This is a genomic window from Pseudomonas violetae (assembly GCF_023072615.1).
In the GTDB taxonomy this organism is placed as follows: domain Bacteria; phylum Pseudomonadota; class Gammaproteobacteria; order Pseudomonadales; family Pseudomonadaceae; genus Aquipseudomonas; species Aquipseudomonas violetae.
The window spans coordinates 65,129-90,800 of sequence record NZ_JAKNRW010000011.1 but is presented as its reverse complement, the minus strand read 5'-3'; the positions used below and the strand labels follow the sequence as shown (position 1 = coordinate 90,800).

Below are 25,672 nucleotides of genomic sequence, written 5' to 3'. Positions count from 1 at the left end.
TAGAGCAAAGATTCTATAGGTCACTTAAAAGCAAAAGATCGCAGCCTTCGGCAGCGCCTACAGACGAGCGCATTCTCCTGCAGGAGCTGCCGAAGGCTGCGATCTTTTAGCGTCGTCTGACCCTAACGATATCTAAGCAATATCCCGCAACTCCCGCCGCAAGATCTTGCCCACAGGCGTCATCGGCAACGACTCACGCAACACAATATGCTTGGGTACTTTGTAAGCAGTGAAGTTTTCCTTGCAGTAGGCCTTCAGCTCTTCAAGGCTGACTCCGGACTCGCGCGCCACCACAAACAACTTCACCGCCTCCCCCGAGCGCTCGTCCGGTACGCCGATCACCGCGCAGTTGGCGACTTTCGGGTGGGCCATGACCACGTCCTCGATCTCGTTCGGATACACGTTGAAGCCCGAGACGATGATCATGTCCTTCTTGCGATCGACGATGCGCACAAAACCATCCGGGTCGATCACCGCGATATCACCGGACTTGAACCAGCCCTCGGCATCCAGCACCTCGGCTGTCGCCTCAGGCTTGTGCCAGTAGCCCTTCATGATCTGCGGCCCCTTTATGCACAGCTCGCCGCGCTCACCCAAGGCTTGCTCGACGCCCTCATCGTTGATGATTTTCAGCGTGGTGCCCGGCACTGGCAGCCCCACCGTACCGATGCGCGACTTGTCACCGTAGGGGTTGGTGCAGGCCACCGGCGAAGTTTCGGTCAAACCGTAACCTTCGGTGATGCGGCATCCGGTGAGTTTTTCCCAGCGTTCGGCAGTGGCCTTGACCAACGCAGTGCCGCCGGAATTGGTCAGTTTGAGGCTGGAGAAATCCAGGGTCTTGAAATCCGGATGATCCATCAATGCGACAAACAGCGTGTTGAGCCCCAGCAACGCGGAAAAACGCCAGTTCTTCAGCTCCTTGATAAAGCCCTTGATATCCCGCGGGTTAGTGATCAGCACGTTGTGGTTACCGGTCACCATCATGCACATGCAGTTCGCCGTGAATGCATAGATGTGATACAGCGGCAGCGGCGCGATCATCACCTCCTGCCCTTCGCGCAGCAGCGGCTGACCGTCGCTGCCAAACTGACCGAGGCAGGCACGCGCCTGTTGCATGTTCGCCACCAGGTTGCCGTGGGTAAGCATTGCCCCCTTGGGCAGGCCGGTGGTACCGCCGGTGTATTGCAGCACAGCGATATCGCCCAGACCGGCGTTCAACGGCTTGATGCCCTTCCCTTTGCCCATGCGCAGCGCGCTCTTGAAGGAGATGGCCTGGGGCAATGAAAAAGCCGGTACCATTTTCTTCACTTTGTCGACGACGGTATTGATCAACCAGCCTTTCGCGGCCGGCATCAGGTCACCCATTTTCGCTTCGATCAGGTACTGGATGTCGGTGTCCGGCAGCACTTCCTGGACTTTCTGCCCGAACATGTTCAGGTAGACCAGCGCCCGTGCCCCACAGTCCTTGAATTGATGGCGCATCTCCCGCGCGGTGTACAACGGGTTGGTGTTGACCACGATCAGGCCGGCACGCAAGGCGCCGAACACAGCGATCGGGTAATGCAGGACGTTAGGCATCTGTACCGCGATGCGATCTCCCGGCACCAGGTCGGTATGGGCTTGCAGATACCCTGCAAATGCGGCGCTGTGGCGTTCCAGTTCGGCGTAGGTCAGGGTCACGCCCATGTTGCTGAATGCCGGGCGATCGGCAAATTTCTTGCAGGAACGCTCGAACACCTCGATCACCGACTTGTAGGCCCCGAGGTCGATATCCAGGGGCACGCCGGCCGGGCGCTTGTCATTCCAGAAATCAGGTTGCATTGTTCTTGTCCTCTTTACCTGAGCCTATCCGGGCCGCTGTTCTGTCAGTTCCGTGAAACCTGACGCGAAAAGCGGAGCTTCACGGACACTAGCAGTTATGGCGAATCAGGCAAATACGACCGACACCCTCATTGATCGCGTGAATCTTCCTGCCGTGGTGTAGGGCAGTTCGCACGGCTGCATCAGGAATGCGCTATACAATGCATCGACCCAGCGCAAAGGAATCGCCATGATCCACGACACTTTCTGGCTGACCGCGAGTGACCGCAGCAGCCTGTACGTCAATCAGTGGCTGCCCGCAGCCCCCCTGAAAGCCATCGTGCTGCTGGCTCACGGCATGGCGGAGCACAGCGCCCGCTACGATGGCTTGGCGCAAAAGCTCTGCGACCAGGGCTACGGCGTGTACGCCCCAGACCTGCGTGGGCATGGCAAAACCGCTGAAAATGGCACCTTGGGTCATTTCGCCGACGAAGACGGCTGGTGCAAGGTGGTCGGCGACCTGGCCAGCCTTAATCAGCACATCGGTCAGCAGCATCACGGGGTACCGATCCTGCTGATCGGTCATAGCATGGGCAGCTACATCGCCCAGGCCTATCTGCTGCACCACAGTGCCAGCCTGCAGGGCGCAGTGCTCAGCGGCTCGAACTTCCAACCCGTGGCGCTCTACCGCGCAGCTCGCCAGATCGCCCGCGTCGAACGGCTGCGCCAGGGGCCCAAGGGCCGCAGCGCACTGATCGAGTGGTTGTCGTTCGGCTCGTTCAACAAGCGTTTCAAACCGGTACGCACGCCTTTTGACTGGCTGAGCCGCGACCTGGCCGAAGTAGACAAGTACGCCAATGACCCGCTTTGCGGATTTCGTTGCACCAATCAGCTGTGGGTCGACTTGCTGGGCGGCTTGCAGCAAATCAGCAAAGCGTCCAATCTCGCGCAGATTGATCCGGGCCTGCCGTTGCTGGTGATTGGCGGCGAATGTGATCCGGTGAGTGAAGGCAAGCGTCTCAAAGATCTGGCCAATGCCCTGCGCAAGGCCGGCAGCCAGAATCTGCACCTGATTATTTACCCCCAGGCGCGGCATGAATTATTCAACGAGATCAACCGCGATCAAGTCATCAACGACTTGTTGAACTGGATCGACCAAGCGCTGAGCCACCGCAGACCAACCCGGTCGGAATAGTTTTTTTGCAATTTATTTTATTCGTGACAGGAATTGAAACAGATGACCCAGGTTACCAACACCCCTTATGAAGCTCTCGTAGTCGGCCAGACCGCCAGCTACAGCAAGACGGTCGAAGAGCGCGACATCCAGTTGTTCGCTGCAATGTCCGGCGATCACAACCCGGTGCACCTGGACGCCGAATTCGCTGCAGGCACCATGTTCAAGGAGCGTATCGCCCACGGCATGTTCAGCGGCGCCCTGATCAGCGCAGCCGTGGCCTGTGAATTGCCCGGGCCCGGGACTATCTATATCGGCCAGCAGATGAGCTTCCAGAAGCCGGTGAAGATTGGCGACACCCTGACCGTGCGCCTGGAAATCCTCGAAAAGTTGCCGAAGTTTCGCGTGCGTATTGCCACCCGTGTTTTCAACCAGCGTGATGAGCTGGTGGTGGATGGCGAAGCCGAAATCCTCGCCCCGCGCAAGCAGCAGACCGTGACCTTGCCGACATTGCCGGCGATCAGCATCGGTTGAAAAGCAAAAGACGTAAAAAAACGCCGGATCAACCGGCGTTTTTTGTGGCGCCACGAACGCTTACGAGCGAGCGCGCGCCTGGTTCCGCAGGGCTTTCACCTGGTCGTGATTACGTTGTACGCCGTGGTACTGGCGTTCAACCAGGTCACGAATACCTACCAGATTGTGCTTGTTGATTTTTTCGATGGCTTCTTTGTAAGCCTTCAGCGCATGGTCTTCACCGCGCTCGGCTTCGTTCAGCACGGCTTCTTCATCCTTGCCGGTAAACATGGCTTTCACGTCGACCCAACGGCGATGCAGATCGGCGCCGACGCTGGTAGAAGTTTCCGGATCGCCCCCCATCGAACGCACAGCCGCTTGCAGCTCTGCGGCAGCGGTTGCGCAGTCAGCGGCACGGGTCACGAACAGGGCTTTCAATTCTGGGTGCTTGATGTCTTCAGCGCAGGTCTTGAACCCTTCCTGACCATCTTTGCTGACTTCGATCAGGTCGTTGAGTACAGAGATGGCTTCTTTATTGATGTCGGTCATTTTTCAATTCCTTGCGGGTTGATGAAAGATGCAATAGCTATTGCACCCTGCATGCCAGCTTCTCATTGAAAATAAATCAGTTATTTTTCAATAACTTATACTTTACAGCAAAATCCGTATCCGCTTTTTTTGCATGATCTGTCATTTGGCCTGCATGCAGAATGCCTGTATTTTCAGAATTGACTGAATCAAGACGATCAATTGATGAACCCGCAAAAGCTCGAACTGCTGATTACTCGCGAAATGCCCTTCGGAAAATATAAAGGACGCATCATTGCCGACCTCCCTGGCCAGTACCTCAATTGGTTTGCTCGGGAAGGTTTCCCCCAAGGCGAGCTGGGTGGTCTGCTCGCCTTGATGCAGGAGATTGATCACAACGGCCTGTCGGAGCTACTAGAACCGCTGCGCGCCAAACACGGCAAACCTGCCCCGCGTTATTGAATACTGAGTAAGCCATGCCCGATAACACTCGCCGCGCCCGTGATGAACTGTTCTGGAAGACCTTTGCCGACCGTTACTCGAATGAACCTGGCCCGATCAATTTAGAAAACGGTTATTTTGGCCGGATGTCGCGCACGGTGGTCGAGGAGTACCAGCGCAACATCGAGCTGATCAACCGCAGTAATTCGGTGCATGTGCGCCAGCGCTTTGAACAGGGCGAAAGCCTGGAGATTCGCGCGCAGCTCGCCGAACTGATCGGTGTGCGGGCTCAAGCCATCGCACTGACGCGCAATGCCACCGATAGCCTGCAGTCGCTGATCCGCAATTACAACCGCCTGCAACCGGGTGATCAGGTGCTGATCTGCGACCTGGAATACGACACGGTCAAAGGCGCCATGCGCTGGCTGGCGCGTTATCGAGGCGTGGAGGTGATAGAGATTGATCACCAGCACCCCGCCTCTTTCGATTCGCTGCTGGCCAGTTACCGTGAGGCTTTCGCGCGTTACCCTAGGCTCAAGCTGATGGCACTGACCCACGTCACCCATCGCACTGGGTTGGTGATGCCGGTGCAAGCGATTGCGGCGGCTGCCAGGGAACACGGTATCGATGTGATCCTCGACGGCGCCCATGCGCTGGGGCAGATGGAGTTCAATCTCCAAGAGCTGGGCATCGCTTTTGCGGGTTACAACCTGCACAAGTGGATCGGTGCGCCGCTGACGCTGGGCTTCATGTACATCGCCCCGGAGCGCCTGGCCGATATCGATCCGGACATGGGCGAGATACATTTCCCCCTCAACGACATTCGCGCCCGCACGCCGTATAGCACGCCCAATATCCCTGCATTGTTGACGCTACCGCAGGTATTCGAGGAACACCTGGCCATGGGCGGATCAGCCGCCAAGGGCGCGCGGCTCAACTACTTGCGCAATGAATGGGTCAGGGCTGCACGGAACTTGCCGGGCATCGAGGTGATGACCCCGGATGATCCGCGGCTGTATTGCGGGATAACTTCGCTGCGGTTTACCCGGCATGAGGATCAGCAGGTGATGGTCGACCGGCTGCTGAATGAGTACAACCTGTTTACCCTCGTGCGCAGTGGCGCGGCGAGCGGGCCTTGTATCCGCATTACCCCGGGGCTGACCACGACGGCTGGGGATATTGCACTGCTGATCAAGGCGCTGGACCAGTTGCGCTGATTCACCACGCACCTGCAGCCACCACCATAACTGTGGGAGCGGGCTTGGTTCGGGCGGCGTTCCGACGAAAGCGGTGGGTCAGCGGACACAAATGTTAAATGTACCGGCCCCTTCGCGGGCAAGCCTGCTCCCACAGGGGATAGATATACGACGTGAGACCAAGCTCGCTGCCACTGAGTTGCAGTGCGCATGGGTTTATTGCTGGCAAAAAAAACGGTGCGCCGACCAAGCGCACCGAAAAGCCGTAGAACACACAACGAAGTGTCAGGTAAAGCCAATCAGTCCAGCAGCGCCAACGCCTCGGCGGTGCATTCCTGGATGCGGGCCCAGTCGCCGTTCTTGATCCACTCGGGGTCAAGCATCCAGCTACCGCCCACGCACATCACGTTTTTCAACGCCATGTAGCTCTTGATGTTGGCCGGACTGACACCGCCAGTCGGACAGAATTTAACTTCGCCGAATGGGCCGCCCAGGGCCTTGATGGCTGCGACGCCACCGCTGACTTCCGCCGGGAACAGCTTGAAGCGGCGATAGCCCAGACCGTAGCCTTCCATGATCCCGGAAGCGTTGCTGATCCCCGGCAACAATGGAATCGGGCTGCCGACGCTGGCTTCCAGCAGGTCACGGGTAATGCCCGGCGTAACAATGAACTGCGAACCCGCCGCTTCGGCAGCGGCCAGCATGCTGCGATCCAGCACGGTACCGGCACCGGTCACCAGCTCCGGACGCTGCTCGCGCAGAATCTGGATGGCCTTTAGGCCGAACTGCGAACGCAACGTCACTTCCAAGGCGGTCAGGCCACCTGCGGCAAGCGCATCGGCCAAGGGCAGAACGTCCTGCTCGCGAGCGATAGTGATGACCGGCAGGATCCGCGCCTTGGCGCAGAGGCTGTCGATCAGGGCAACTTTGTCCGCCATGGAAACGGTCAGGGAAGTGTTTTTCATAGCGGCTGATCCTTGGCTCATGGGCACCAGTAAATCTCTAACGTAGGTTGCAGAAACGCGCGAATCGGCATGGCGGCAACATCGTCACCGGCCAATGCGGCACTCAGAGTAGTCAGCTTGGACTGACCGGAAATCGATAGAACGGTGGTCTTGGCCGAGGCCAGCAACGCACGACTCATGGTCAGGCGCTGATGCGGCACGGTCGGTGCCAGCATCGGATAGCAGCGACGAGTGCCATCTACTGTCAAAGCTTCTGCCAGGTTCGGGCTGTTGGGGAACAACGAAGCGGTGTGCCCGTCGTCGCCCATGCCGAGGATCAGCACGTCGATCGGCGGCAGCTCTGCCAACAGGCGGTCGGCTTGCTCGGCGGCCAGCTCCAGGTTCGCCGTGGCGCTGTACAGGCTCAAGAACTGCGCCTTGGCCGCTGGGCCTTGCAGCAGATAGCGCTTGAGCAGCCCGGCATTGCTGTCGGCGTGCTCAACTGGCACCCAGCGCTCGTCGGCCAGGGTGACAACCACCTTTGACCAGTCGAGCTTTTGCTTGGCCAGGTTCTGGAAAAACGCTACCGGGCTACGGCCACCGGACACCACGAGCGTCGCGGTGCCCCGCGCATCAATCGCATCGCTCAGTTGCTTGGCCACATTCAGTGCCAAGGCATCGGCCAGCAGCACTGGGTTCTTGTACTCATGGGCGCTGACGCCCTGAGGCAGTTTCAATTCAGATATCGCCATACCACGACCTCCCGTCCCGCGTGATCAATGCAATGGAGCTCATGGGGCCCCAGGACCCGGCCGCGTAAGGCTTGGGCGCATCACCGGATTTTTTCCACCCGGCGATCAACTGGTCACACCACTTCCACGCGGCTTCAATTTCATCTTTACGGACAAACAGGTTCTGATTGCCGCGCATCACTTCCAGCAACAAGCGTTCGTAGGCATCGGGAATCCGTGCGCTACGCCAGGTGTCGGAAAAATTCAGCTGTAACGGACCGCTGCGCAACTGCATGCCCTTGTCCAGGCCTTGCTCCTTGGTCATCACGCGCAAGGAAATACCTTCGTCCGGTTGCAGGCGGATAATCAGCTTGTTGCTGATCTGCAGGCGCTGTTCCGGAGCGAAGATATAGTGCGACGGTTCCTTGAAATGGATGACGATCTGCGACAGCTTTTGCGGCATGCGCTTGCCGGTACGCAGGTAAAACGGCACACCGGCCCAGCGCCAGTTGCGGATATCAGCTCGCAGGGCGACAAAGGTTTCGGTGTCGCTCTGGGTATTCGAATTCGGCTCTTCCAGGTAACCCGGCACCGGCTTTCCTTCGCCGTAGCCGGCGATGTACTGGCCGCGCACCACCTGGGTGGTCAGGCCTTCCGGGCTGATTGGCGCCAGGGCCTTGAGCACCTTGACCTTCTCGTCGCGAATGCTGTCGGCAGACAGGTCGGCCGGCGGGTCCATGGCGATCAGGCAGAGCAGTTGCAGCAGGTGATTCTGGATCATGTCGCGCAACTGGCCGGCCTTGTCGAAGTAGCCCCAGCGGCCTTCGATACCGACTTTCTCGGCCACGGTGATTTCCACGTGGGAGATGTAGTTCTGATTCCACTGGGTTTCGAACAGGCTGTTGGCAAACCGCAGGGCGATCAGGTTCTGGACGGTTTCTTTGCCCAGGTAGTGGTCGATGCGGTAGGTGCGGTTTTCCGGGAAAAACTCGGCCACCGCATCGTTGACTGTGCGTGAGGATTCGAGGTCCGAGCCGATCGGTTTTTCCAGCACCACGCGGGTGTTTTCAGCCAGGCCGACTTTCGCCAGGTTCTCGCAGATGGCGCCATAGACGGCGGCCGGGGTGGCGAAATAAGCGATTACCCGCTGGGCGCTACCGGCTTGCTCAGCCAGGGCGAGGTAATCGTCGGCCTTGAAGAAATCGACATGCAGATAACTCAGTCGGGCGAGGAAGCGCTCGACCACGGCTTCGTCCAGCTCCTTGGCGCCGACGTAACGGCGCAGCTCCGTGGCAATAAGCGCCAGGTGCTCCTGCTGGCTACCTGGCTCACGGGCCAGCGCGATGATGCGCGTGTCCTCGTGCAACAGGCCTGCGCCGTCAAGCTGATAGAGAGCAGGAAAGAGCTTGCGCAGGGCCAAGTCGCCAAGGGCGCCGAACAAGGCAAAGGTGCACGGTTCAACCGTAATCGAAGGCATGATGTTTGTTCTTTTATCAAGTTAAGCTACAAATACCTTTTTTCAAGGCAGTGCTCAAGAGAAAATGTAGTAATAACCACAACATTTTAGCAAAATATGGATTGCGAGTGGTGGTCAGTCGGAGCCATCAGTAGGATAGGCCACCGTCACGGGCCTCATCAAAGGCTCAATTCGCATAGCCGAGCGGCTTTTTACAGGTGAATCAAGGAACATATATGGACCGCGTGCGAAATTTACTGGAACAGATCCAGAATCGCCTTGAAGACCTGAACAAGGCCGAACGCAAAGTCGCTGAGGTGATCCTGCTCAACCCACAGCAGGCCACCCGCTTCAGCATCGCCGCCCTCGCCCAGGCCTCGAAAGTCAGCGAGCCGACCGTCAACCGTTTCTGCCGTTCGTTCGGCGTCAGCGGCTACCCGGAACTCAAGCTGCAACTGGCCCAGAGCCTGGCCAGCGGCGCCGCTTACGTCAGCCGTGCGGTCGAGGCGGACGATAATCCGGAAGCCTATACCACGAAGATTTTCGGCAGCGCCATCGCCTCCCTGGACAGCGCCTTGCAGGCCCTGGACCCGAACCTGATCAGCCGCGCTGTCGACCTGTTGATCCAGGCCCGGCAGATCCACTTCTTCGGCCTCGGCGCTTCGGCCCCGGTAGCGCTGGATGCGCAGCACAAGTTCTTCCGCTTCAACCTGGCCGTCACCGCCCATGCGGACGTGCTGATGCAGCGCATGATTGCTTCAGTGGCGCATACGGGCGAGCTGTTCGTGATCATTTCCTATACCGGCCGCACCCGCGAACTGGTGGAAGTGGCGCGCATCGCCCGGGAAAACGGTGCTTCGGTGCTGGGCTTGACCGCTGAGGGCTCGCCCCTGGCCAAAGCCAGCACCCTGAGCCTGAATATTCCACTGCCGGAAGACACCGATATCTACATGCCGATGACCTCGCGGATCATCCAACTGACCGTGCTGGATGTGTTGGCGACCGGCATGACCCTGCGCCGGGGCGTGGATTTCCAGCCGCATTTGCGCAAGATCAAAGAGAGCTTGAATGCAAGTCGGTATCCGGTGGGGGATGAGTTTAATTAAGGCAACATCTTTGTTGTCTAATCCGGCCCATCGCGGGCAAGCCCGCTCCCACAGAGATCTTCAGTGAACATGGATTTGTGTGCTTCGCATATCCCTAGATCTAGACACAAGCGGGCTTGCCCGCGATGAGGCCAGCCGCAACACCACCCATTCTGAGCTAAGCACCAACCCGCGCCTGCAAACTCAAATGCGCCCGCTCCCCCGGCGCCAAGCCCTGCCCTGCGCCACTCGCCGCCTCAACACAGACGAACTCGGAAATCTCGTTCCAGCTCACCCCCAGCAACGGCCGCGAACCCGGATGCCACACCACCGTGTCCGCATCATTCCCGGTATCAATGCACAACTGACGCTGCCAGGCATGATCCTTGAGCTGCAATTCGCCCTCGTGCTGGAATACCCGCTGACAGCCGCCGTCCACCCGCAGCTCGCCTTCCTGCTGGCAAACCCGGCGACTCAACTGGTCGTAACCTTGCACTCCGTCGAGCCCAGACAGCGCTACCTCACCGACATCGCCAATACGCCAGTAAGCGTGCAAAGCCTGGCTCAACTGGCACGGCAGGCTGTCCTGATGCTCGGTGCCCAGGCGCAGGTCCATGCGTTCGCCCAGATGCGCATGCAGGTCCACTTGCCAGTCGCAAAGCTGCAGCTGCCAGTGCAGGCGCACGCCGTCGTCGTCTGCGCTGCTGTCGAGCAGCTTCCAGTCGAGTAGGCGCGCCCAGCCATGGGAGGGCCAGGCATTTTCGCTGGGGTGACGGCCATACCAGGGCCAGCACACCGGTACTCCACCGCGAATCGCCCCAACATGCGGCCACTTCGCCGCGCACCACAGCCAGGGCTTCTGGCCAGTGGGCTGGAAGTGCAGCAGTTGCGCGCCCTGACGGCTGAACACGGCCTGGCAGAGCGGGTGATCGATCACCAGCACATCGCGCATCTGATAGCGCTCCCACGCGAACACCGGACGCTCGCGCAAGGATTTGAAGAAGCGTTGTAGCGGATGCTCATGCATGTGCCGCAGTCCTGAAAATCATCTGTTACCGGGATGTGCCAGCCCCAAAAAAAAGCGGACAGCCTTGGCTGTCCGCAAAATGCGCACATGGAGAGAAGCTTATCGCAACCGCGTTAGAACACCGACTGAATTTTCAGGCCGGCCACGATCGCGTCGTCCACCTGATCCACACCGCCTGGGTGCTTCACGTACTGCAGGTTGGGACGCACGGTCAGCCAATTGGTGACGTGGAAACCGTAGTTGATTTCAGCGTTGTACTCGGTGTCCTGGATCGGCAGGAAGGCCGGGTTGTCGTAGTCGTCGATACCGTTGACGCCATTGATCAGCTTGCGGTTTTTCTGCGCGTCTTCGTTGACGTGGATACGGGCGATACCGATGCCCACATCGTCTTTCGGGCGCGCGTTGAACGGGCCTTTGTAGACCAGCATCAGGTTCTGATAGTTGTCCACGACGTTCGTGTCCTTGTCATGGAACGTGGCGTTGGCCGCGATGCTCAGGCCACGGCTTTTGTCACCATTGTGGTCGGTCAGTTGTTGCTGGGCGACGAACCAGTAGCCGGACTTGCTGCTGTGACTGCGGTACGCATCACCGCTGACCGCCGCATCGTTGCCGTTGGCATCTTCGCGAACATCATTGGCCTTGGCGGTGCTTTTGTAATAACCGACGCGGTACTCGCCCGGCAGGCTGTTGACCTTAGGCGACCACACCAGTTCAACCGGGATGATGGTGCCCTTGGTACCGCTGCCGCTGAGCTTGAAGCCGTTGCCGGTTTCCAGTTGCGACGGGTTTTGGTTGTACGCGCCGACCTGCGCGTAGAGCTCGTCATTGATGTTGTACTTCACGCGGATAGCCGCCTGGCTGACCGGCCAGTTGTACCAGATGCCGCCGACCCAGTTACCCACCTGCGAACCGCAGAACGCCAGGTTCTGGAAGTCGCACGGAAAGCTGTTGAAGTCTTCGCCTTCGCCGAAGTAACCGGCCTTGACGTCCAGGGCACCGTCGAAATACTTCTGTTTGACCCACAACTGCGTCAGGCGCCAGGTCTGGCCCCGCCCCCAGACTTCCTGGGAAGAACTGAAGGTGCCGGCCCGCGGATCGCCGATGCGGTCGTTGGAGATGTTCTTGCCGCTACGCTCGGTGATCGCCAGTTTGAACTCGGCGTCTTTCCAGCCGAAGATCTTCTCCAGGTCCAGTTGTGCCCCCAAGGCAAACTGATCGCTGTAGCGCGCAGTCGTGTCATCGTTGTAGCCGCCCTTGAGGTTGGAACCCACTTCGCCCACGTACTCCAGGGTGAAGTCGTAACCCGCCTCGATCAGCTTGGTCCGCTCTCCACCCCAATCGCCCGTCATCCACTTCGATTCGGGGCTGAACGCTTCAGCGGCATGCACGGTGCCAGCCAGGCTCATTGCCGCAATCGCTGACAATTGGCAGATTAACTGAGCGTTGTTCTTCTTCTTCATCCCTACATCCTCGTTTTATTGTTATTAACTGTTTTTATCTAACGCGGTTTACAAATCCCCACTGTAGGAGCGAGCTTGCTCGCGAAAAACTTCAGGACGACGCGGTGAATCAGACTGCCCGCGTTATCGTTCACGCCCATCGCGAGCAAGCTCGCTCCTACAGGGCTAAAGCTTCCGGACAGCCTGAGCGACCGTTCTTGTCCATCGCGAGCAAGCTCGCTCGGACATCAGCGGCCTTTGAACTGGGTCACGTTGGCGTTGTGAGCCTCCGCCTTCGGAACACCGGCGACGCCCAGGCGCTCGCCGGTCCTGGCGTCGAATAACAAAACCTTCGACGGATCAAATTGCAGGGTCAGGGTCTCGCCGACATTGGGCGCGACGTCCGGCGCCAGGCGGCAGCAGACCTTGGTGTCGTTGAGGTTGACGAACACCAGGGTGTCGGGACCGGTCGGTTCGGTAACCTGCACTTCGGCGCGAATGGTCGGCAGCCCGCTCGGCTCGTTGCCCGCCAGGACGATCTGTTCCGGACGCAAGCCCAGAATCACTTCACGATCTTCAAGACCTGCGTCCTGCATGCCCAGCGGTAACTCGCAACGGGCCTGGCCGCTGTCGAGCAGAGCCAGCAGGCGACCCTCCTTACGCTGCAAACGCAGGGGAATGAAGTTCATTGGCGGCGAACCGATAAAGCTCGCCACGAACAGGTTGGCCGGGTTGTTGTAGATGTCTTTCGGTGTCCCGAACTGCTGAATGATCCCATCCTTCATTACCGCCACTTTGTCGCCCAGGGTCATCGCTTCGATCTGGTCGTGGGTCACGTAGACGGTGGTAGTTTTCAGGCGCTGGTGCATCAATTTCATTTCGGTGCGCATCTCGACCCGCAGCTTGGCGTCGAGGTTGGACAGCGGTTCGTCGAACAGGTAAATCTTCGGCCGCCGTGCCAGGGCACGGCCCATGGCCACTCGCTGTTGCTGACCACCGGAGAGCTGGCCGGGTTTGCGGCTGAGCAGGTGTTCGATCTGCAGCAGCTTGGCGACCCGTGCGACTTCTTCGTCGATTTCGGCCGTAGGCATTTTGCGAATCTTCAAGCCAAAGGCAATGTTGTCGCGCACGCTCATGGTGGGGTACAGCGCGTAGGACTGGAACACCATGGCGATGTCACGATCCTTGGGGCTCATGCCGCTGATGTCGGCATCGTCCACCAGGATCGCGCCGCCGCTGATGTTTTCCAGGCCGGCGATGCAGTTCATCAGCGTGGATTTACCGCAGCCCGACGGACCGACCAGGATCAGGAACTCCCCGTCATTGATCTTCAGCTCGATGTTCTTCAGGGTATCCGGCAAGCCGGCGCCATAGGTTTTGTTGACGTTGCGTAATTCGAGAGTTGCCATGTTCTACCCCTTGACCGCGCCGGACGTCAGCCCACGCAGGAAATACTTGCCAGCGAATATGTAGACCAGCAGTGTCGGCAGCCCGGCGATCATCGCGGCGGCCATATCAACGTTGTATTCCTTGGCCCCGGTGCTGGTGTTGACCAGGTTATTCAGGGCCACGGTAATTGGTTGTGCATCACCGCTGGCGAACACCACACCGAACAGGAAGTCATTCCAGATCTGCGTGAACTGCCAGATCAGGCAAACCATCACGATCGGGATCGACATCGGCAGCAGGATCTTCCAGAAGATCGTGAAGAAGCCCGCGCCATCCAGGCGTGCTGCCTTGACCAGCGCATCCGGAATGCTCACGTAGTAGTTGCGGAAGAACAGCGTGGTGAACGCCAGGCCGTACACCACGTGTACCAGCACCAGACCGGTGGTGGTGTTGGCCAGGCCGAGCTTGCCGAGGGTGAACGAGGCTGGCAGCAGGACGGTCTGGAACGGCAGGAAGCAGCCGAACAGCAACAGGCCGAAGAACAGTTGCGAGCCACGGAAGCGCCACATCGACAGCACGTAGCCATTCATTGCGCCGATGAAGGTGGAGATCAGCACTGCGGGCACGGTGATTTTCACCGAGTTCCAGAAGTAACTGCCGACACTGTCCCAGGCCTTGAGCCAGCCGATGCCATCGATCACGGTCGGCCAGCTCAGCAGGTTGCCGGTGCGGATGTCCTCGGGAGTTTTGAAGCTGGTCAGCAGCATCACCACCAGCGGGATCAGGTAGACCGCGGCGGCCAGCAGCAGCGTGGCGTAGATGGCGACGCGACTGAAGCTGATCGTCGATTTGCCCAGTTGATTACTCATGGCGTTTGCCTCGCAGTTCCGAGTACAGGTACGGCACCAGAATCGCCAGGATCGCGCCAAGCATCATCATGGCGCTGGCCGAACCAATGCCCATCTGGCCACGGCTGAAGGTGAAGGAATACATGAACATTGCCGGCAAGTCGGACGAGTAGCCGGGGCCGCCAGCGGTCATCGCCGCCACCAAGTCGAAGCTTTTGATTGCGATGTGCGCGAGGATCATGAAGGCGCTGAAAAACACCGGGCGCAGGCTCGGCAACACGATCTTCAGGTAGATGGTAGGCAAGCTCGCACCGTCGACTTGCGCGGCACGGATAATCGATTGATCGACACCGCGCAGGCCGGCCAGGAACATCGCCATGACAAACCCGGAGGCTTGCCATACGGCAGCGATGACCAGGCAATAGACGACGCGATCCTGATCCACCAGCCAGTCCAGACGAAAGCCTTCCCAGCCCCAGTCACGCAGCATCTTGTCCAGGCCCAGACCTGGGTTGAGCAGCCACTTCCAGGCAGTACCGGTGACAATCATCGACAGCGCCATCGGGTACAGGTAGACGGTGCGGATGAAACCTTCCTTGCGAATGCGCTGGTCCAGCAACACCGCCAGAAACACTCCCAGCACCAGGCTGATGCCGATGAACATGCCGCCAAACAGGGCGAGGTTCTTGCTCGCGACCCACCAGCGGTCGTTGTCCAGCAGTCGGGTGTATTGCTGCAGGCCAACCCATTTATAGCTCGGCATGAAGCTGGAATTGGTGAAGGACAGGACGAATGTCCAGATGATGTAACCGTAGAAACCAACCAACACGATGAGCATGCTCGGCGCGAGTACCAACTTGGGTAACCAGCGTTGCAGCGCATCGAACGGTGAGGCTTTGCTGAAAACCGCCACAGAGCTCATCGGGATAATCCAGGTTTAAATATAAAGGATCGAAGTGCGATCCTCTGTAGGAGCGAGCTTGCTCGCGATGGAATCAGGAACACCGAGTTCTGTCTGGATGAGCGCGGTGTCGGGTAGTCCATCGCGAGCAAGCTCGCTGCTACAGGGGTCACTCAGCGTCGGGGATTACTGGGCCGCTTTGACAGCCGATGCCAGTTGGGCGCTGGCCTTGGCCGGGTCAGCATTCTTGTCGTTCATGAAGTTGGTAACCACGTCGAAAATCGCGCCCTGCACGGCCAGGGAGGTGGCCATGTTGTGCGCCATGCTCGGTTGCAGGCCGCCGGTCTTCTCGTCAGCCAGGAAGTCCTTGGCTGCGGTCTGGGCGCAGGAATCGAAGCCCAGTGCGCTCATGTCGTTGAGCATGTCGGTGCGCACCGGGATCGAGCCCTTGTTGATGCTGAAGACTTTCTGGAAGTCGGTCCCCAGGGCGACCTTCGCCAGGTCTTGCTGAGCGGCGATGTCGCCTTTGCGATCAGCCTTGAGCTTGAACACGGCCAGGGAATCGATGTTGTAGGTGAAGGCTTTTTCGGTGCCCGGGAACGGCACGCATTGATAGTCCTTACCGGCGACTTTTTTCGCCGCAGTCCATTCGCTCTTGGCCCAGTCGCCCATCATCTGCATGCCGGCCTTGCCGTTGATGACGTCGGCAGCAGCGATGTTCCAGTCACGACCGGCGCGGTTCGGATCCATGTAGCCAGTGATCTTTTTCAGCTCGGTGAACGCCTTGGTCATTTCAGCGCCAGACAAGGTTTTCTGGTCCAGGTCTACCAGGGCTTTCTTGTAGCCTTCGGCGCCCATGGTGGAGAGCACCACGTCTTCAAATACAGTGCTGTCCTGCCAAGGCTGACCGCCGTGGGCCAGAGCGATGAAGCCGGCAGCCTTGAGCTTGTCGCCGGCGGCGTAGAATTCTTCGAGGGTGGTGGGGGCCTTGTCGATCCCGGCTTTCTTGAAGACTTCCGGGTTGATCCACAGCCAGTTGACGCGGTGGATGTTCACCGGAACGGCAACGTAGTTACCTTCATACTTGACGGTGTCGGAGACTTTCTTCGACAGCAGGCCATCCCAGTTTTCCGCCTTGGCGACGTCGGTCAGGGTGTCAGTGCTGAGCAGGCCGGTGCTGCCCCACTCCTGGATGTCCGGGCCCTTGATCTGGGCAACGCCAGGCGGGTTACCGGCTACGGCGCGGCTTTTCAACACGGTCATGGCCGTGGAACCGCCCCCCCCGGCGACAGCGCCGTCTTTCCAGGTGAAGCCGTCTTTTTCAACTTGAGCCTTGAGTACATCGACCGCTGCTTTTTCACCACCCGACGTCCACCAGTGAACCACTTCCACCGAACCTTTGGCATCGGCGGCAAGAGCACTGAGAGGAAGCGCAGACAGGGAGGCGAGAGAAATGAGCGTAGCGAGGCGAGAAATCGCATTCATCTGGAAGTACCTTTCTTGTTGTTATGCATGCAAGTCTGGTGCTTGCGCTGCATGGATTTTAAACAGGAGTTATCCCTGCGCAGGTAACGAAGGGACGCTGGAATGTCACCGCATGGTTACACAGGAACGCCCTGGGACAGCTGCCCCAGAGCAGTGGCCAGGCTCGGCGCCAGCGGCAGGCGCGGTATCAGGACGGCTTGCCAGGCGTGATACAGGTCGGGTTTGCCAGCCCAGATATCGGCACTCACGCGGTTTTGCGGGTCCAGTTCGTGATGCCAGCTGCCCGCGTCGCGGTCGATGAAGTGACTGTCACAGAACTCCCAGAACAGCCGGTACCAGGTTTCGTATTGGCTATCGCCGGTGCGCTTGAGCAATGCGCTGGCGGCGGCGCTGGCTTCGCAATGGGTCCAGTGCAGACGATGCCGTACCACCGCGCGGTTGTCCCAGTCGAGGGTGTAGACGATGCCCGGCGCACCGTCGACATTCCAGCCGTGACGGCAGTTGTGCTCGAAGAGTTTCTGCGCGTCGGTGACCAACCAGCCCGGCGTGAGCATCCCGGCCTGACCCCGCGCAGCTTCGAGGTGCAGCAACAGCCGCGACCATTCGAACCCGTGGCCGGGCGTAGTGCCGTAGGGGCGGAAACCGTCGGCCGGGTTATCGTGGTTGTACTCGCGCAGGGGCTGCCAGTCACGGTCAAAGTGCTCGACCACCAGATAGTCATTGGCGGCGGCATGCCCATGAATCACCCGCTCGACGATGCGCTGGGCGCGGCAGAGCCAGCGTTTGTCTGCGCCGACATCGGCGAGAGCCAGGAAGGCTTCGGTGGCGTGCATGTTGCTGTTGGCGCCGCGATAACTTTCTTCCTCACTCCAGTCTTGATTGAAGGATTCGCGCATGGCGCCCTCTTCCTCGCTCCAGAAACGAGAGTCGATGATATCTATGGCATCCGCGAGCAAGGCTTGCGCGCCAGGCCGTTGCGCGACTACGGCGGAGCTCGCAGCCAAAGCAACGAAGGCGTGCAGGTACGCGGCCTTGCCGGTGTTGCCATCACGGTGTTCGGCAACGGCGAACCAGCCACCGTGTTCGGCATCGCGCAAAGGCCCGCCGAGGGCTTTGACGCCGTGATCCACCCACTCGGCAAAACCCGGCAGACCCTGGATATGAGCCATGGCGAAACTGTGGGTCATGCGCGCGGTGTTCATGGTTTCGGCACGGGCGTTGGCCGGGAGGCGGCCTTTTTCATCGAGGTTGCCGAAGCCGTCTGGGAGCCTGGAAGCCTTGGCGAATTCCAGCAGGCGCAAGCCTTCGGCGGCCAGCCATTGCTGATGCGCGGGGGCGTTCAGCCAGCTGCTGAAGGCGGGTTGGAAGGTGTGCATGGGCGGCCTTTTTTGTTGTTATGACTGGAAACAGTCTAAACAACGGGGGGTGGCGGGCTTGTAACGAAGGGGGCGGGTTATGTCACCGGTTTGTGACATTGACACTGATCACCTGTGGCGACATCAATCAACCGAACGGGGTAACTGCAGGGTCACCCGCAATCCACCTTCACGCAGATTCTGCAGGCTGACTTCTCCGCCATGACTGTGGGCAATATTGCGCGCAATGCCCAACCCCAAACCATACCCCTGCTGCTGCCCGGCCAACCTGAAGTGCGGTTCGAACACCTGCTCCAACCGCTGCTCCGGCACACCTGGGCCTTCATCATCAACGTGCAGGATGAACGCGCTTTCGTCGTCGTCGATATGCAGGTGCGCGTTCTGCCCGTACTTCAATGCATTGTCGATCAGGTTGCCAATGCACCGCTTGAGCGCCAGTGGCTTACCCGGATAGGTCGCCAGGGCCCGGCCCTGCTGGGTCACCCGGCCGTTTCCGTTGGGCGCGAGGTACGGCTCCACCAGGCAATCGAGCACGTGATTGAGGTCCACCGCATCGATGTTCTCGTGGATGTCAGTGTCTTTGACGCATTGCAGCGCACCTTTGACCAGCAGTTCCAGTTCATCCAGATCGCGGCCGAACTTGGCTTGCAACTGTTCATCTTCAAGCAACTCCACGCGCAAGCGCAATCGGGTAATCGGCGTACGCAGGTCGTGGGAAATGGCGCTGAACAACTGGCTGCGCTCTGTCAGGTAGCGGCTGATGCGTTCGCGCATGGCGTTGAAGGCGCGGCCCACTTCGACCACTTCACTGCCTCCGCCTTCAGCCACTGGCTCTACTTCGGCCCCCAGGGACATGTCCCGCGCGGCTCGCGCCAGGCGCTTGAGCGGTCGGCTTTGCCAGTGCACCAGCAAGCCGATGAACAACAGCAGGAACCCACTGGTGAGCACGATGAACCACACCTGTTGCGCGGGCAGGCCTTGCTCTTCCAGGCTGGTGTAGGGCTCGGGCAGGAGCGAGGCAATGTACAACCATTCGCCGGGCGCCATCTGGATCTGCGTGACCAGCACCGGTGGGTTGACCGGCTCCAGGGTCAACGCGTAGTGCGCCCAGGAGCGTGGCAACTCGTCGAGCTTCAGGCCACCGTTGAAGATCCGCAGGTCCTCGGGGCTGACGAAGGTCACGGAAATATCCGCGTCCTGCCCCAGGGACTTGCGCAACACTTCGTCCACCGCCTTGAGCACTGCCGCTTTGCGCGGGGTGATCGGCAACACTTCCATACCCAGGGGTTTATCGTTGAGCGTCACCACAAAACGGGTGCCACCCATGCTACGCAACTGGTCGAGGACCAGCGGCCTGTATGCGACGGGTAAGGAGCGAAAGTAACTGACGCTCGCGGTCATCGAATGCGCGAGGCTGCGGGCACTGGTGACCAGGCCTTCGAGCTGGGTAGCACGCAGTTGCGAGACCCAGATCACGCTCGACAACGCCTGCGCAAACAACACTGCCAACAGTGTCAGCAGCAACATCCGCCCCAGCAACGAACGCGGCACCGGCACCCTGGCAGCCAGTTTGCGCAGGAACTCAGTGACCATTGCTGGCAACCACATTGGCTGCCAACTGATAGCCGCTGCCCCGTACGGTGCGGATCAGCCGTGGCGGTTTTTCCGTATCGCGCAGGCGTTGACGCAGGCGGCTGACCGCCATGTCGACGATACGATCCAGCGGCATCAGGTCACGGCCACGGGTGGCGTTGCCGATGGTGTCGCGGTCGAGGATTTCCTGGGGATGGTCGAGGAACAGCTTGAGCAAGGCGAAATCGGCGCCGGAAAGAATGACTTCCTCGCCGTCAGTGTGGAACAGCCGATGGCTGACCATGTCCAAGCGCCAGTCATCGAAGGCCAGCACTTCACTGCCGCTGCGCTCCTGACCAAACTGCGCGCGCCGCAACAGCGCCTTGATACGCGCTTGCAGTTCCCGAGGACTGAAGGGTTTGCCAAGGTAGTCGTCGGCGCCGAGCTCCAGGCCGATGACGCGGTCGGCTTCATCGGAGCTGGCGGTGAGCATGATGATCGGTACCTGGGCCTGCCGTGGATGCTGGCGAATCCAGCGGCACAGGCTGAAGCCGTCTTCGTCCGGCAGCATCACGTCGAGGATCACCAGATCGCTCGGCGCTTCGTTCATGGCCTGCCGGAAGCCGGCGCCGTCCGGTGTGGTACGCACCTGAAAACCCGCGCGGGTCAGGTAGGTATCCAGCAACTCGCGTATCTCCTGATCGTCATCGACCAGCAAAATCGACTTGTTGACTGAGCTCACGGGGCGGCGTCCTTGTTGTTTGAGTTGGGGCGGATTATGCCTGATGAACCTTGGAAATTTGTTACCTGTTCAGGCCTTCATCGCGGGCAAACCCGCTCCCACAAGATGATGCGCACATTCTAAGATGTAGGTAATCCTGTGGGAGCGTGGCTTGCCCGCGATGAAGGCGACGCGGTTTCAGGCTTGGTCGAGCGCCACACCCGCACCCATCAACCCGGAATACGGCGCCGTCACCAGCCACACCGGAATGCCCTTGAAGTAATCGCTCATGCACCCCTTGTCGGCAAAGCACCGGGCAAACCCGCTTTCAATGAAGAAATCGGCGAACCGCGGAATAACCCCACCCACGATGTACACGCCGCCCCGTGCGCCAGTGGTGAGCACGTTATTGCCCGCCACACGGCCGAGCCAACAGCAAAACTGCTCCAGCACTTCCAGGGCAACCAGGTCGCCCGCCAATCCGGCGGCGGTAATCGACTCCGGGGTATCGAGCACCGCTTCATGCCCATCCACCGCACAAATCGCCCGGTACACCCGCGGCAAGCCCCCGCCACTCAACGCCGTCTCGGCGCTGACATGCCCGATCTCATTGAAAATGTGCTGCCACAGCTGGGTTTCCCGCAGGCTGCTCAGGGGCAGGTCGACGTGCCCGCCCTCCCCGGGCATGGCGGCAAAACGCCCGGCGCCCAGGTCCAGCAAGGTGCCGACACCCAGACCGGTGCCCGGACCGATCACCACCGCCGGACGCAACGGTTCCGGCGTGCCTGCGCACACCACCCGAAACTCGTCCGGCTGCAACCGGGTCATGCCCAGCGCCATGGCCGAGAAATCGTTGACCAGCAGCAGTTGATCCACCTGTAGCACCTGGCAGAACGCCTTGCGACTGAGCCGCCAGTGATTGTTGGTGAACTTGAATTCGTCGCCGCTCACCGGGCCGGCTACCGACAGGCACACCGAGCCGATGGCGCCCGGCGCCAGGCCGAGCCCGCCAAGGTACAAGGCAATCGCCTCTTCCGGACTGGCGTGATCGGCCGTCGCCAGCACCTGGATGGCTTCCAGCTGCTGGTCTTTCCACAACGCAAACCGTGCGTTGGTCCCACCGATGTCACCGACCAAAGCCAGTTTCAATTAAGCGTCTCCAGGGCAGAAGTGAAGGCGCTGGCGCCCTGCTCCGCCGAGCTGAAGGCCATGCGCATGAAACCAAACAGTTCGCGGCCACTGCCGATGTTATTGCCCAACAGGCCCTTGGCAGGTTCGCGCGCTGCGAATTCGTCGGCGTCCACCTTAAGCTCCAGGGTGCCTTTAACGCCATCGACGCGGATGATATCGCCCTCTTGCACCCGTGCCAAAGCGCCGCCTACGTATGCTTCAGGACTGATATGGATCGCCGCCGGGATTTTCCCCGATGCACCGGACATGCGCCCGTCCGTCACTAGCGCCACTTTGAAGCCGCGATCCTGCAGCACGCCCAGGAATGGCGTCATCTTGTGCAGTTCCGGCATGCCATTGGAACGCGGGCCCTGGAAGCGCATGACGGCGACAAAATCCTTCTCCAGCAGCCCGGCCTTGAACGCATCGGCCAGATCCTGCTGGTCCTGGAACACCATCGCCGGCGCTTCGACTATCTGATTTTCCAGAGCCACTGCCGAGACTTTCATCACGCCGCGGCCAAGGTTGCCTTCCATCACCCGCAGGCCGCCCTCAGGGGAAAACGCTCGGGCCACCGGACGCAGGATGCTCTCGTCGAGACTTTCGGTCGGGCCTTCGCGCCACACCAGTTCGCCGTTATCCAGGAACGGCTCCAAGGTGTAGCGACTCAGGCCGTGACCCAGCACGGTATTGACGTTTTCATGCAGCAACCCGGCCGCCAGCAGTTCGCGGATCAGGAACGACATGCCGCCCGCCGCCTGGAAGTGGTTGATGTCGGCTTTGCCGTTCGGGTACACGTGGCTCAAGGTCGGGACCACCTCGGAGAGGTCGGCCATGTCCTGCCAGGTCAATTGAATACCCGCTGCCATTGCGATGGCCGGCATGTGCAAGGTGTGGTTGGTCGAGCCGCCAGTGGCATGCAGCGCCACGATCGAGTTGACCAGCGAACGCTCGTCGACGATTTCCCCGATGGGCATGAAGTTGCCGTTCTGCTTGGTCAGGCGGGTGACCTGATGTGCCGCTTCGCGGGTCAAGGCGTCGCGCAACGGCGTGTTCGGGTTGACGAAGGAGGCGCCCGGCAAGTGCAGGCCCATCACTTCCATCAACAACTGGTTGGTATTGGCGGTGCCGTAGAAGGTGCACGTACCCGGGCTGTGGTAGGACTTCATTTCCGATTCCAGCAGCTCTTCGCGGCTGGCCTTGCCTTCGGCGTAGCGCTGACGCACATCGGCTTTCTGTTTGTTGGAAATACCCGAAACCATCGGCCCGCCGGGGACAAAGATCGTCGGCAGATGCCCGAAGCGAAGTGCGCCCATCATCAGGCCCGGCACAATCTTGTCACAGATGCCCAGCATCAATGCGCCGTCGAACATGTTGTGGGACAGGGCCACGGCGGCCGATAGCGCGATGACTTCGCGGCTCGGCAGACTCAGTTCCATGCCGGGCTCGCCCTGCGTCACGCCATCGCACATGGCCGGAGTTCCGCCGGCGAACTGGCCGACCGAACCAATCTCGCGCAACGCCTTCTTGATCTGCTCAGGAAAGACTTCATACGGCTGATGCGCCGAGAGCATGTCGTTATATGACGAAACAATTGCGATGTTGGCGGAATTCATCATCCGCAGGCTGTGCTTGTCTTCAGTGCCGCAACCGGCCACGCCATGGGCGAAGTTGGCGCACTGCAGCTTGCCGCGCATCGGACCGTCGCTGGCGGCACCGCGAATGAGCGCAAGGTAAGCCTCGCGGGTGGCGCGGCTGCGGGCGATAAGCCGTTCGGTGACCTCAAGGACGCGGGGATGCATGTGTAGAACTCCAGGCTAACGGATGTGGCGACCTGATTGTCTATGCTGAACAAGCACCGCTGTGATCGGGATGACAGACGGTTTTCTTGCTCGGTCGGACCAGTTGATTCAGGTCACTCGTTGTAGATTGAACAAAATATTGCCATTAAAAAGGCTTGTTTTCTATTTTTATGCGAATAATCTTGTAATTCCAACAACAAAACGACGGCGGCCCAGTTAAATGACTCTTCGAATTGCAATCAATGGTTTTGGCCGTATCGGCCGCAACGTCCTGCGCGCACTGTATACCCAAGGCTATCGCCAGGATCTTCAGATCGTTGCCATCAATGACTTGGGCGACAGTTCGATGAACGCTCATCTGCTCAAGTACGACACCGTTCACGGCACTTTCGACGCCGATGTCCAGCATGATCAGGAAAGCCTGACCGTCAACGGCGACCGCATCGCCGTCAGCGCCATTCGCAACCCGGCAGACCTGCCCTGGGCTGAGGAAAAAATCGACGTGGTGTTCGAATGCACCGGGCTGTTCACCGACCGGGCCAAGGCCGCTGCGCATATTACTGCCGGTGCGCGCAAAGTCATCATTTCGGCCCCGGCCAAAGGCGCCGACGCCACCGTGGTGTATGGCGTTAACCACGACATCCTGCGCCAATCGCACCAGATCATTTCCAATGCCTCCTGCACCACCAACTGCCTGGCCCCCGTAGCCCAGGTACTGCACCGTGAATTGGGTATTGAAAGCGGCCTGATGACCACGATTCACGCCTACACCAACGACCAGAACCTGACCGACGTCTACCACACCGACCCGTACCGCGCCCGCTCGGCGACCCAGAACATGATCCCGAGCAAGACCGGTGCAGCTGAAGCAGTCGGGCTGGTGCTGCCGGAACTGGCGGGCAAACTGACGGGCATGGCGGTACGGGTGCCGGTGATCAATGTGTCGCTGGTGGACCTGACCGTGCAGTTGAAACGCGAAGCGTCGGCTGATGAAGTGAACGCACTGCTCAAGGAAGCCAGCCAGCACTCGAAGATCCTTGGCTACAACACACTGCCGCTGGTCTCCAGTGACTTCAATCACAACCCGCTGTCGTCGATCTTTGACGCCAACCACACCAAATCCAGTGGCAAGCTGCTGAAGGTGTTGGCCTGGTACGACAATGAGTGGGGCTTCTCCAACCGTATGCTGGATAACTGCCTGGCGCTGTGTAACGCCGAATAAACACACTCCACTTGTAGGAGCGAGCTCGCTCGCGATGGACGTCAACGATCACGCGGCGGGCCTGACTCCCTACGGCGCCCTCAGGTTTTTCGCGAGCAAGCTCGCTCCTACAGTATGGTCTGCCCCCCCTTTGTAGGAGCGAGCTCGCTCGCGATGGACGTCAACGATGACGCGGGGGGCCTGCGCGGATTTTCACGATTAAGCGCTTGACCATTAGAGTAGATGATAAGCATTATCATTCGATCAAAATGGATCAGGTCCTCCCGTGAGTCAATCGCGCTTCAATCACGTCTTCATCGCCCAGCGGGTTTCCCTGCTGCGCACGCTGGAGCGGATGGTCAACAATCACAGCACCGCCGAAGACCTCCTGCAGGAGACCTACCTGCGGGTGACCCGCGCGCTCAGTGAGCGGGCCATCGATCACCTTGAACCCTTTGTGTTCCAGACCGCCCGCAACCTGGCGCTGGACCATCTGCGCGCGCGCCGTATTCAGTCGCGCACCCTGGTCGATGACGTGCCGCCGCAGGTGGTCGAAAGTGTCGCCGCGCCGGTCAGTAGCGCCGAGGATGCCGCCCATGCCGAACAATTGCTGGAGCGCTTGAACGTAAGTCTCAATCAACTCAGTTCGCGCCAACAGAAAATTTTCATCCTCAGTCGCCTGCACGGCCACAGTTACCTGAGGATCGCCGAACAACTGGACGTCTCGCTGAGCACCGTGCAAAAGGAACTGAAGCTGATCATGGCGATCTGCATCGGAGTTGCCGAACGTCTGAACGGCGACTGAGATCGCGGGGCTTTGCTACCCTTGCGTCTTTTCACGCTCCACTACAAAAACAGCAGTGCACAGACACT

At 59.7% G+C, this 25,672-nt stretch carries 23 protein-coding genes and 1 pseudogene; 8 read left to right on the top strand and 16 right to left on the bottom strand.

Annotated features, from left to right (window positions below):
- Nucleotides 1–132 precede the first annotated feature (132 nt).
- Nucleotides 133–1,821, bottom strand: a complete 1,689-nt coding sequence (fadD2, locus tag L9059_RS15410; RefSeq protein ID WP_247291863.1) for a long-chain-fatty-acid--CoA ligase FadD2 — start codon at nucleotides 1,819–1,821, stop codon at nucleotides 133–135.
- A gap of 229 nt (nucleotides 1,822–2,050) precedes the next feature.
- Here fadD2 and L9059_RS15405 point away from each other — a divergent pair, with 229 nt between their 5' ends.
- Together L9059_RS15405 and L9059_RS15400 are read left to right on the top strand one after the other, a co-directional pair.
- On the top strand, nucleotides 2,051–2,995 hold the full coding sequence (locus L9059_RS15405; RefSeq protein WP_247291862.1) for an alpha/beta hydrolase: 945 nt from the start codon (nucleotides 2,051–2,053) through the stop codon (nucleotides 2,993–2,995).
- Nucleotides 2,996–3,037: 42 nt separating this feature from the next.
- Entirely contained in the window at nucleotides 3,038–3,508 is a 471-nt protein-coding gene (locus L9059_RS15400) for a MaoC family dehydratase (protein WP_247291861.1), read from the top strand.
- 60 nt (nucleotides 3,509–3,568) lie between these two features.
- Here L9059_RS15400 and L9059_RS15395 read toward each other — a convergent pair whose 3' ends face one another.
- Complete coding sequence (locus L9059_RS15395) at nucleotides 3,569–4,036, bottom strand: PA2169 family four-helix-bundle protein (protein WP_247291860.1); 468 nt, start codon at nucleotides 4,034–4,036, stop codon at nucleotides 3,569–3,571.
- A gap of 204 nt (nucleotides 4,037–4,240) precedes the next feature.
- Here L9059_RS15395 and L9059_RS15390 point away from each other — a divergent pair, with 204 nt between their 5' ends.
- Both L9059_RS15390 and L9059_RS15385 read left to right on the top strand, forming a co-directional pair.
- Nucleotides 4,241–4,477: a DUF3820 family protein gene (locus L9059_RS15390; protein ID WP_247291859.1), complete on the top strand. Its 237-nt coding sequence runs from the start codon at nucleotides 4,241–4,243 to the stop codon at nucleotides 4,475–4,477.
- 14 nt (nucleotides 4,478–4,491) lie between these two features.
- Entirely contained in the window at nucleotides 4,492–5,673 is a 1,182-nt protein-coding gene (locus L9059_RS15385) for an aminotransferase class V-fold PLP-dependent enzyme (protein ID WP_247291858.1), read from the top strand.
- Between the two features lie 278 nt (nucleotides 5,674–5,951).
- Here the strand turns inward: L9059_RS15385 and L9059_RS15380 are convergent, their stop codons facing one another.
- From L9059_RS15380 to zwf, 3 genes are read right to left on the bottom strand one after another with little or no spacing between them, the layout of a single operon-like run.
- Complete coding sequence (locus L9059_RS15380; RefSeq protein ID WP_247291857.1) at nucleotides 5,952–6,617, bottom strand: bifunctional 4-hydroxy-2-oxoglutarate aldolase/2-dehydro-3-deoxy-phosphogluconate aldolase; 666 nt, start codon at nucleotides 6,615–6,617, stop codon at nucleotides 5,952–5,954.
- Between the two features lie 17 nt (nucleotides 6,618–6,634).
- Nucleotides 6,635–7,348 (bottom strand): 6-phosphogluconolactonase, encoded by a 714-nt coding sequence (pgl, locus tag L9059_RS15375; RefSeq protein WP_247291856.1) that lies wholly within the window; start codon nucleotides 7,346–7,348, stop codon nucleotides 6,635–6,637.
- The gene (gene zwf, locus L9059_RS15370; RefSeq protein ID WP_247291855.1) at nucleotides 7,335–8,804 is read right to left on the bottom strand and encodes a glucose-6-phosphate dehydrogenase; all 1,470 of its coding nucleotides are present in this window, start codon (nucleotides 8,802–8,804) and stop codon (nucleotides 7,335–7,337) included. Before zwf ends, pgl begins: the two co-directional genes overlap by 14 nt.
- A 224-nt stretch (nucleotides 8,805–9,028) precedes the next feature.
- Between zwf and L9059_RS15365 the strand changes: the two genes are divergently transcribed.
- Complete coding sequence (locus L9059_RS15365; protein ID WP_247291936.1) at nucleotides 9,029–9,889, top strand: MurR/RpiR family transcriptional regulator; 861 nt, start codon at nucleotides 9,029–9,031, stop codon at nucleotides 9,887–9,889.
- A 157-nt stretch (nucleotides 9,890–10,046) separates the two neighbouring features.
- Here L9059_RS15365 and L9059_RS15360 read toward each other — a convergent pair whose 3' ends face one another.
- The 11 genes from L9059_RS15360 to edd form a co-directional block, all read right to left on the bottom strand.
- A complete protein-coding gene (locus L9059_RS15360) occupies nucleotides 10,047–10,895 on the bottom strand; it encodes a D-hexose-6-phosphate mutarotase (protein WP_247291854.1) in 849 nt (282 codons plus the stop codon).
- 113 nt (nucleotides 10,896–11,008) lie between these two features.
- On the bottom strand, nucleotides 11,009–12,355 hold the full coding sequence (locus L9059_RS15355) for a carbohydrate porin (protein ID WP_247291853.1): 1,347 nt from the start codon (nucleotides 12,353–12,355) through the stop codon (nucleotides 11,009–11,011).
- 227 nt (nucleotides 12,356–12,582) lie between these two features.
- Nucleotides 12,583–13,743 (bottom strand): ABC transporter ATP-binding protein, encoded by a 1,161-nt coding sequence (locus L9059_RS15350; protein WP_247291852.1) that lies wholly within the window; start codon nucleotides 13,741–13,743, stop codon nucleotides 12,583–12,585.
- A gap of 3 nt (nucleotides 13,744–13,746) precedes the next feature.
- Entirely contained in the window at nucleotides 13,747–14,592 is an 846-nt protein-coding gene (locus tag L9059_RS15345) for a carbohydrate ABC transporter permease (RefSeq protein WP_247291851.1), read from the bottom strand.
- Complete coding sequence (locus tag L9059_RS15340) at nucleotides 14,585–15,493, bottom strand: carbohydrate ABC transporter permease (RefSeq protein ID WP_045059712.1); 909 nt, start codon at nucleotides 15,491–15,493, stop codon at nucleotides 14,585–14,587. Before L9059_RS15340 ends, L9059_RS15345 begins: the two co-directional genes overlap by 8 nt.
- Before the next feature lie 165 nt (nucleotides 15,494–15,658).
- On the bottom strand, nucleotides 15,659–16,957 hold the full coding sequence (locus L9059_RS15335) for an ABC transporter substrate-binding protein (protein WP_247291850.1): 1,299 nt from the start codon (nucleotides 16,955–16,957) through the stop codon (nucleotides 15,659–15,661).
- A 116-nt stretch (nucleotides 16,958–17,073) separates the two neighbouring features.
- Nucleotides 17,074–18,333, bottom strand: a complete 1,260-nt coding sequence (locus L9059_RS15330; protein WP_247291849.1) for a D-mannose isomerase — start codon at nucleotides 18,331–18,333, stop codon at nucleotides 17,074–17,076.
- Nucleotides 18,334–18,456: 123 nt separating this feature from the next.
- On the bottom strand, nucleotides 18,457–19,926 hold the full coding sequence (locus tag L9059_RS15325) for an ATP-binding protein (protein WP_247291848.1): 1,470 nt from the start codon (nucleotides 19,924–19,926) through the stop codon (nucleotides 18,457–18,459).
- Nucleotides 19,916–20,647 (bottom strand): response regulator, encoded by a 732-nt coding sequence (locus tag L9059_RS15320; protein ID WP_101208023.1) that lies wholly within the window; start codon nucleotides 20,645–20,647, stop codon nucleotides 19,916–19,918. The genes L9059_RS15325 and L9059_RS15320 overlap by 11 nt, the downstream gene beginning before the upstream one ends.
- 177 nt (nucleotides 20,648–20,824) lie before the next feature.
- The gene (locus L9059_RS15315) at nucleotides 20,825–21,775 is read right to left on the bottom strand and encodes a glucokinase (protein ID WP_247291847.1); all 951 of its coding nucleotides are present in this window, start codon (nucleotides 21,773–21,775) and stop codon (nucleotides 20,825–20,827) included.
- A complete protein-coding gene (gene edd, locus L9059_RS15310) occupies nucleotides 21,772–23,598 on the bottom strand; it encodes a phosphogluconate dehydratase (RefSeq protein ID WP_247291846.1) in 1,827 nt (608 codons plus the stop codon). Before edd ends, L9059_RS15315 begins: the two co-directional genes overlap by 4 nt.
- Nucleotides 23,599–23,818: 220 nt before the next feature.
- On the opposite strand from edd, the gene gap reads away from it, so the two are divergent.
- The 3 genes and pseudogenes from gap to L9059_RS15295 all read left to right on the top strand — a co-directional run bounded on the left by gap (nucleotide 23,819) and on the right by L9059_RS15295 (nucleotide 25,604).
- Nucleotides 23,819–24,820 (top strand): type I glyceraldehyde-3-phosphate dehydrogenase, encoded by a 1,002-nt coding sequence (gene gap, locus L9059_RS15305; protein ID WP_247291845.1) that lies wholly within the window; start codon nucleotides 23,819–23,821, stop codon nucleotides 24,818–24,820.
- Between the two features lie 34 nt (nucleotides 24,821–24,854).
- Nucleotides 24,855–24,938 (top strand): annotated as a pseudogene (locus L9059_RS15300) (outer membrane lipoprotein carrier protein LolA); the annotation flags it as partial.
- Nucleotides 24,939–25,085: 147 nt separating this feature from the next.
- Nucleotides 25,086–25,604 carry an RNA polymerase sigma factor gene (locus L9059_RS15295; protein ID WP_247291844.1) on the top strand — a complete coding sequence of 173 codons (519 nt, stop codon included), beginning with the start codon at nucleotides 25,086–25,088 and terminating at the stop codon, nucleotides 25,602–25,604.
- Nucleotides 25,605–25,672: the final 68 nt, after the last annotated feature.

Bases quoted from the DNA above. Each gene is read 5' to 3' on its own strand.
- edd (WP_247291846.1), bottom strand. From the start codon at position 23,598: ATGCATCCCCGCGTCCTTGAGGTCACCGAACGGCTTATCGCCCGCAGC.
- L9059_RS15325 (WP_247291848.1), bottom strand. From the start codon at position 19,926: ATGGTCACTGAGTTCCTGCGCAAACTGGCTGCCAGGGTGCCGGTGCCG.
- L9059_RS15360 (WP_247291854.1), bottom strand. From the start codon at position 10,895: ATGCATGAGCATCCGCTACAACGCTTCTTCAAATCCTTGCGCGAGCGT.
- L9059_RS15380 (WP_247291857.1), bottom strand. From the start codon at position 6,617: ATGAAAAACACTTCCCTGACCGTTTCCATGGCGGACAAAGTTGCCCTG.
- pgl (WP_247291856.1), bottom strand. From the start codon at position 7,348: ATGGCGATATCTGAATTGAAACTGCCTCAGGGCGTCAGCGCCCATGAG.
- L9059_RS15330 (WP_247291849.1), bottom strand. From the start codon at position 18,333: ATGCACACCTTCCAACCCGCCTTCAGCAGCTGGCTGAACGCCCCCGCG.
- fadD2 (WP_247291863.1), bottom strand. From the start codon at position 1,821: ATGCAACCTGATTTCTGGAATGACAAGCGCCCGGCCGGCGTGCCCCTG.
- L9059_RS15390 (WP_247291859.1), top strand. From the start codon at position 4,241: ATGAACCCGCAAAAGCTCGAACTGCTGATTACTCGCGAAATGCCCTTC.
- L9059_RS15350 (WP_247291852.1), bottom strand. From the start codon at position 13,743: ATGGCAACTCTCGAATTACGCAACGTCAACAAAACCTATGGCGCCGGC.
- L9059_RS15395 (WP_247291860.1), bottom strand. From the start codon at position 4,036: ATGACCGACATCAATAAAGAAGCCATCTCTGTACTCAACGACCTGATC.
- zwf (WP_247291855.1), bottom strand. From the start codon at position 8,804: ATGCCTTCGATTACGGTTGAACCGTGCACCTTTGCCTTGTTCGGCGCC.
- L9059_RS15355 (WP_247291853.1), bottom strand. From the start codon at position 12,355: ATGAAGAAGAAGAACAACGCTCAGTTAATCTGCCAATTGTCAGCGATT.
- L9059_RS15405 (WP_247291862.1), top strand. From the start codon at position 2,051: ATGATCCACGACACTTTCTGGCTGACCGCGAGTGACCGCAGCAGCCTG.
- L9059_RS15340 (WP_045059712.1), bottom strand. From the start codon at position 15,493: ATGAGCTCTGTGGCGGTTTTCAGCAAAGCCTCACCGTTCGATGCGCTG.
- gap (WP_247291845.1), top strand. From the start codon at position 23,819: ATGACTCTTCGAATTGCAATCAATGGTTTTGGCCGTATCGGCCGCAAC.
- L9059_RS15385 (WP_247291858.1), top strand. From the start codon at position 4,492: ATGCCCGATAACACTCGCCGCGCCCGTGATGAACTGTTCTGGAAGACC.
- L9059_RS15335 (WP_247291850.1), bottom strand. From the start codon at position 16,957: ATGAATGCGATTTCTCGCCTCGCTACGCTCATTTCTCTCGCCTCCCTG.
- L9059_RS15400 (WP_247291861.1), top strand. From the start codon at position 3,038: ATGACCCAGGTTACCAACACCCCTTATGAAGCTCTCGTAGTCGGCCAG.
- L9059_RS15345 (WP_247291851.1), bottom strand. From the start codon at position 14,592: ATGAGTAATCAACTGGGCAAATCGACGATCAGCTTCAGTCGCGTCGCC.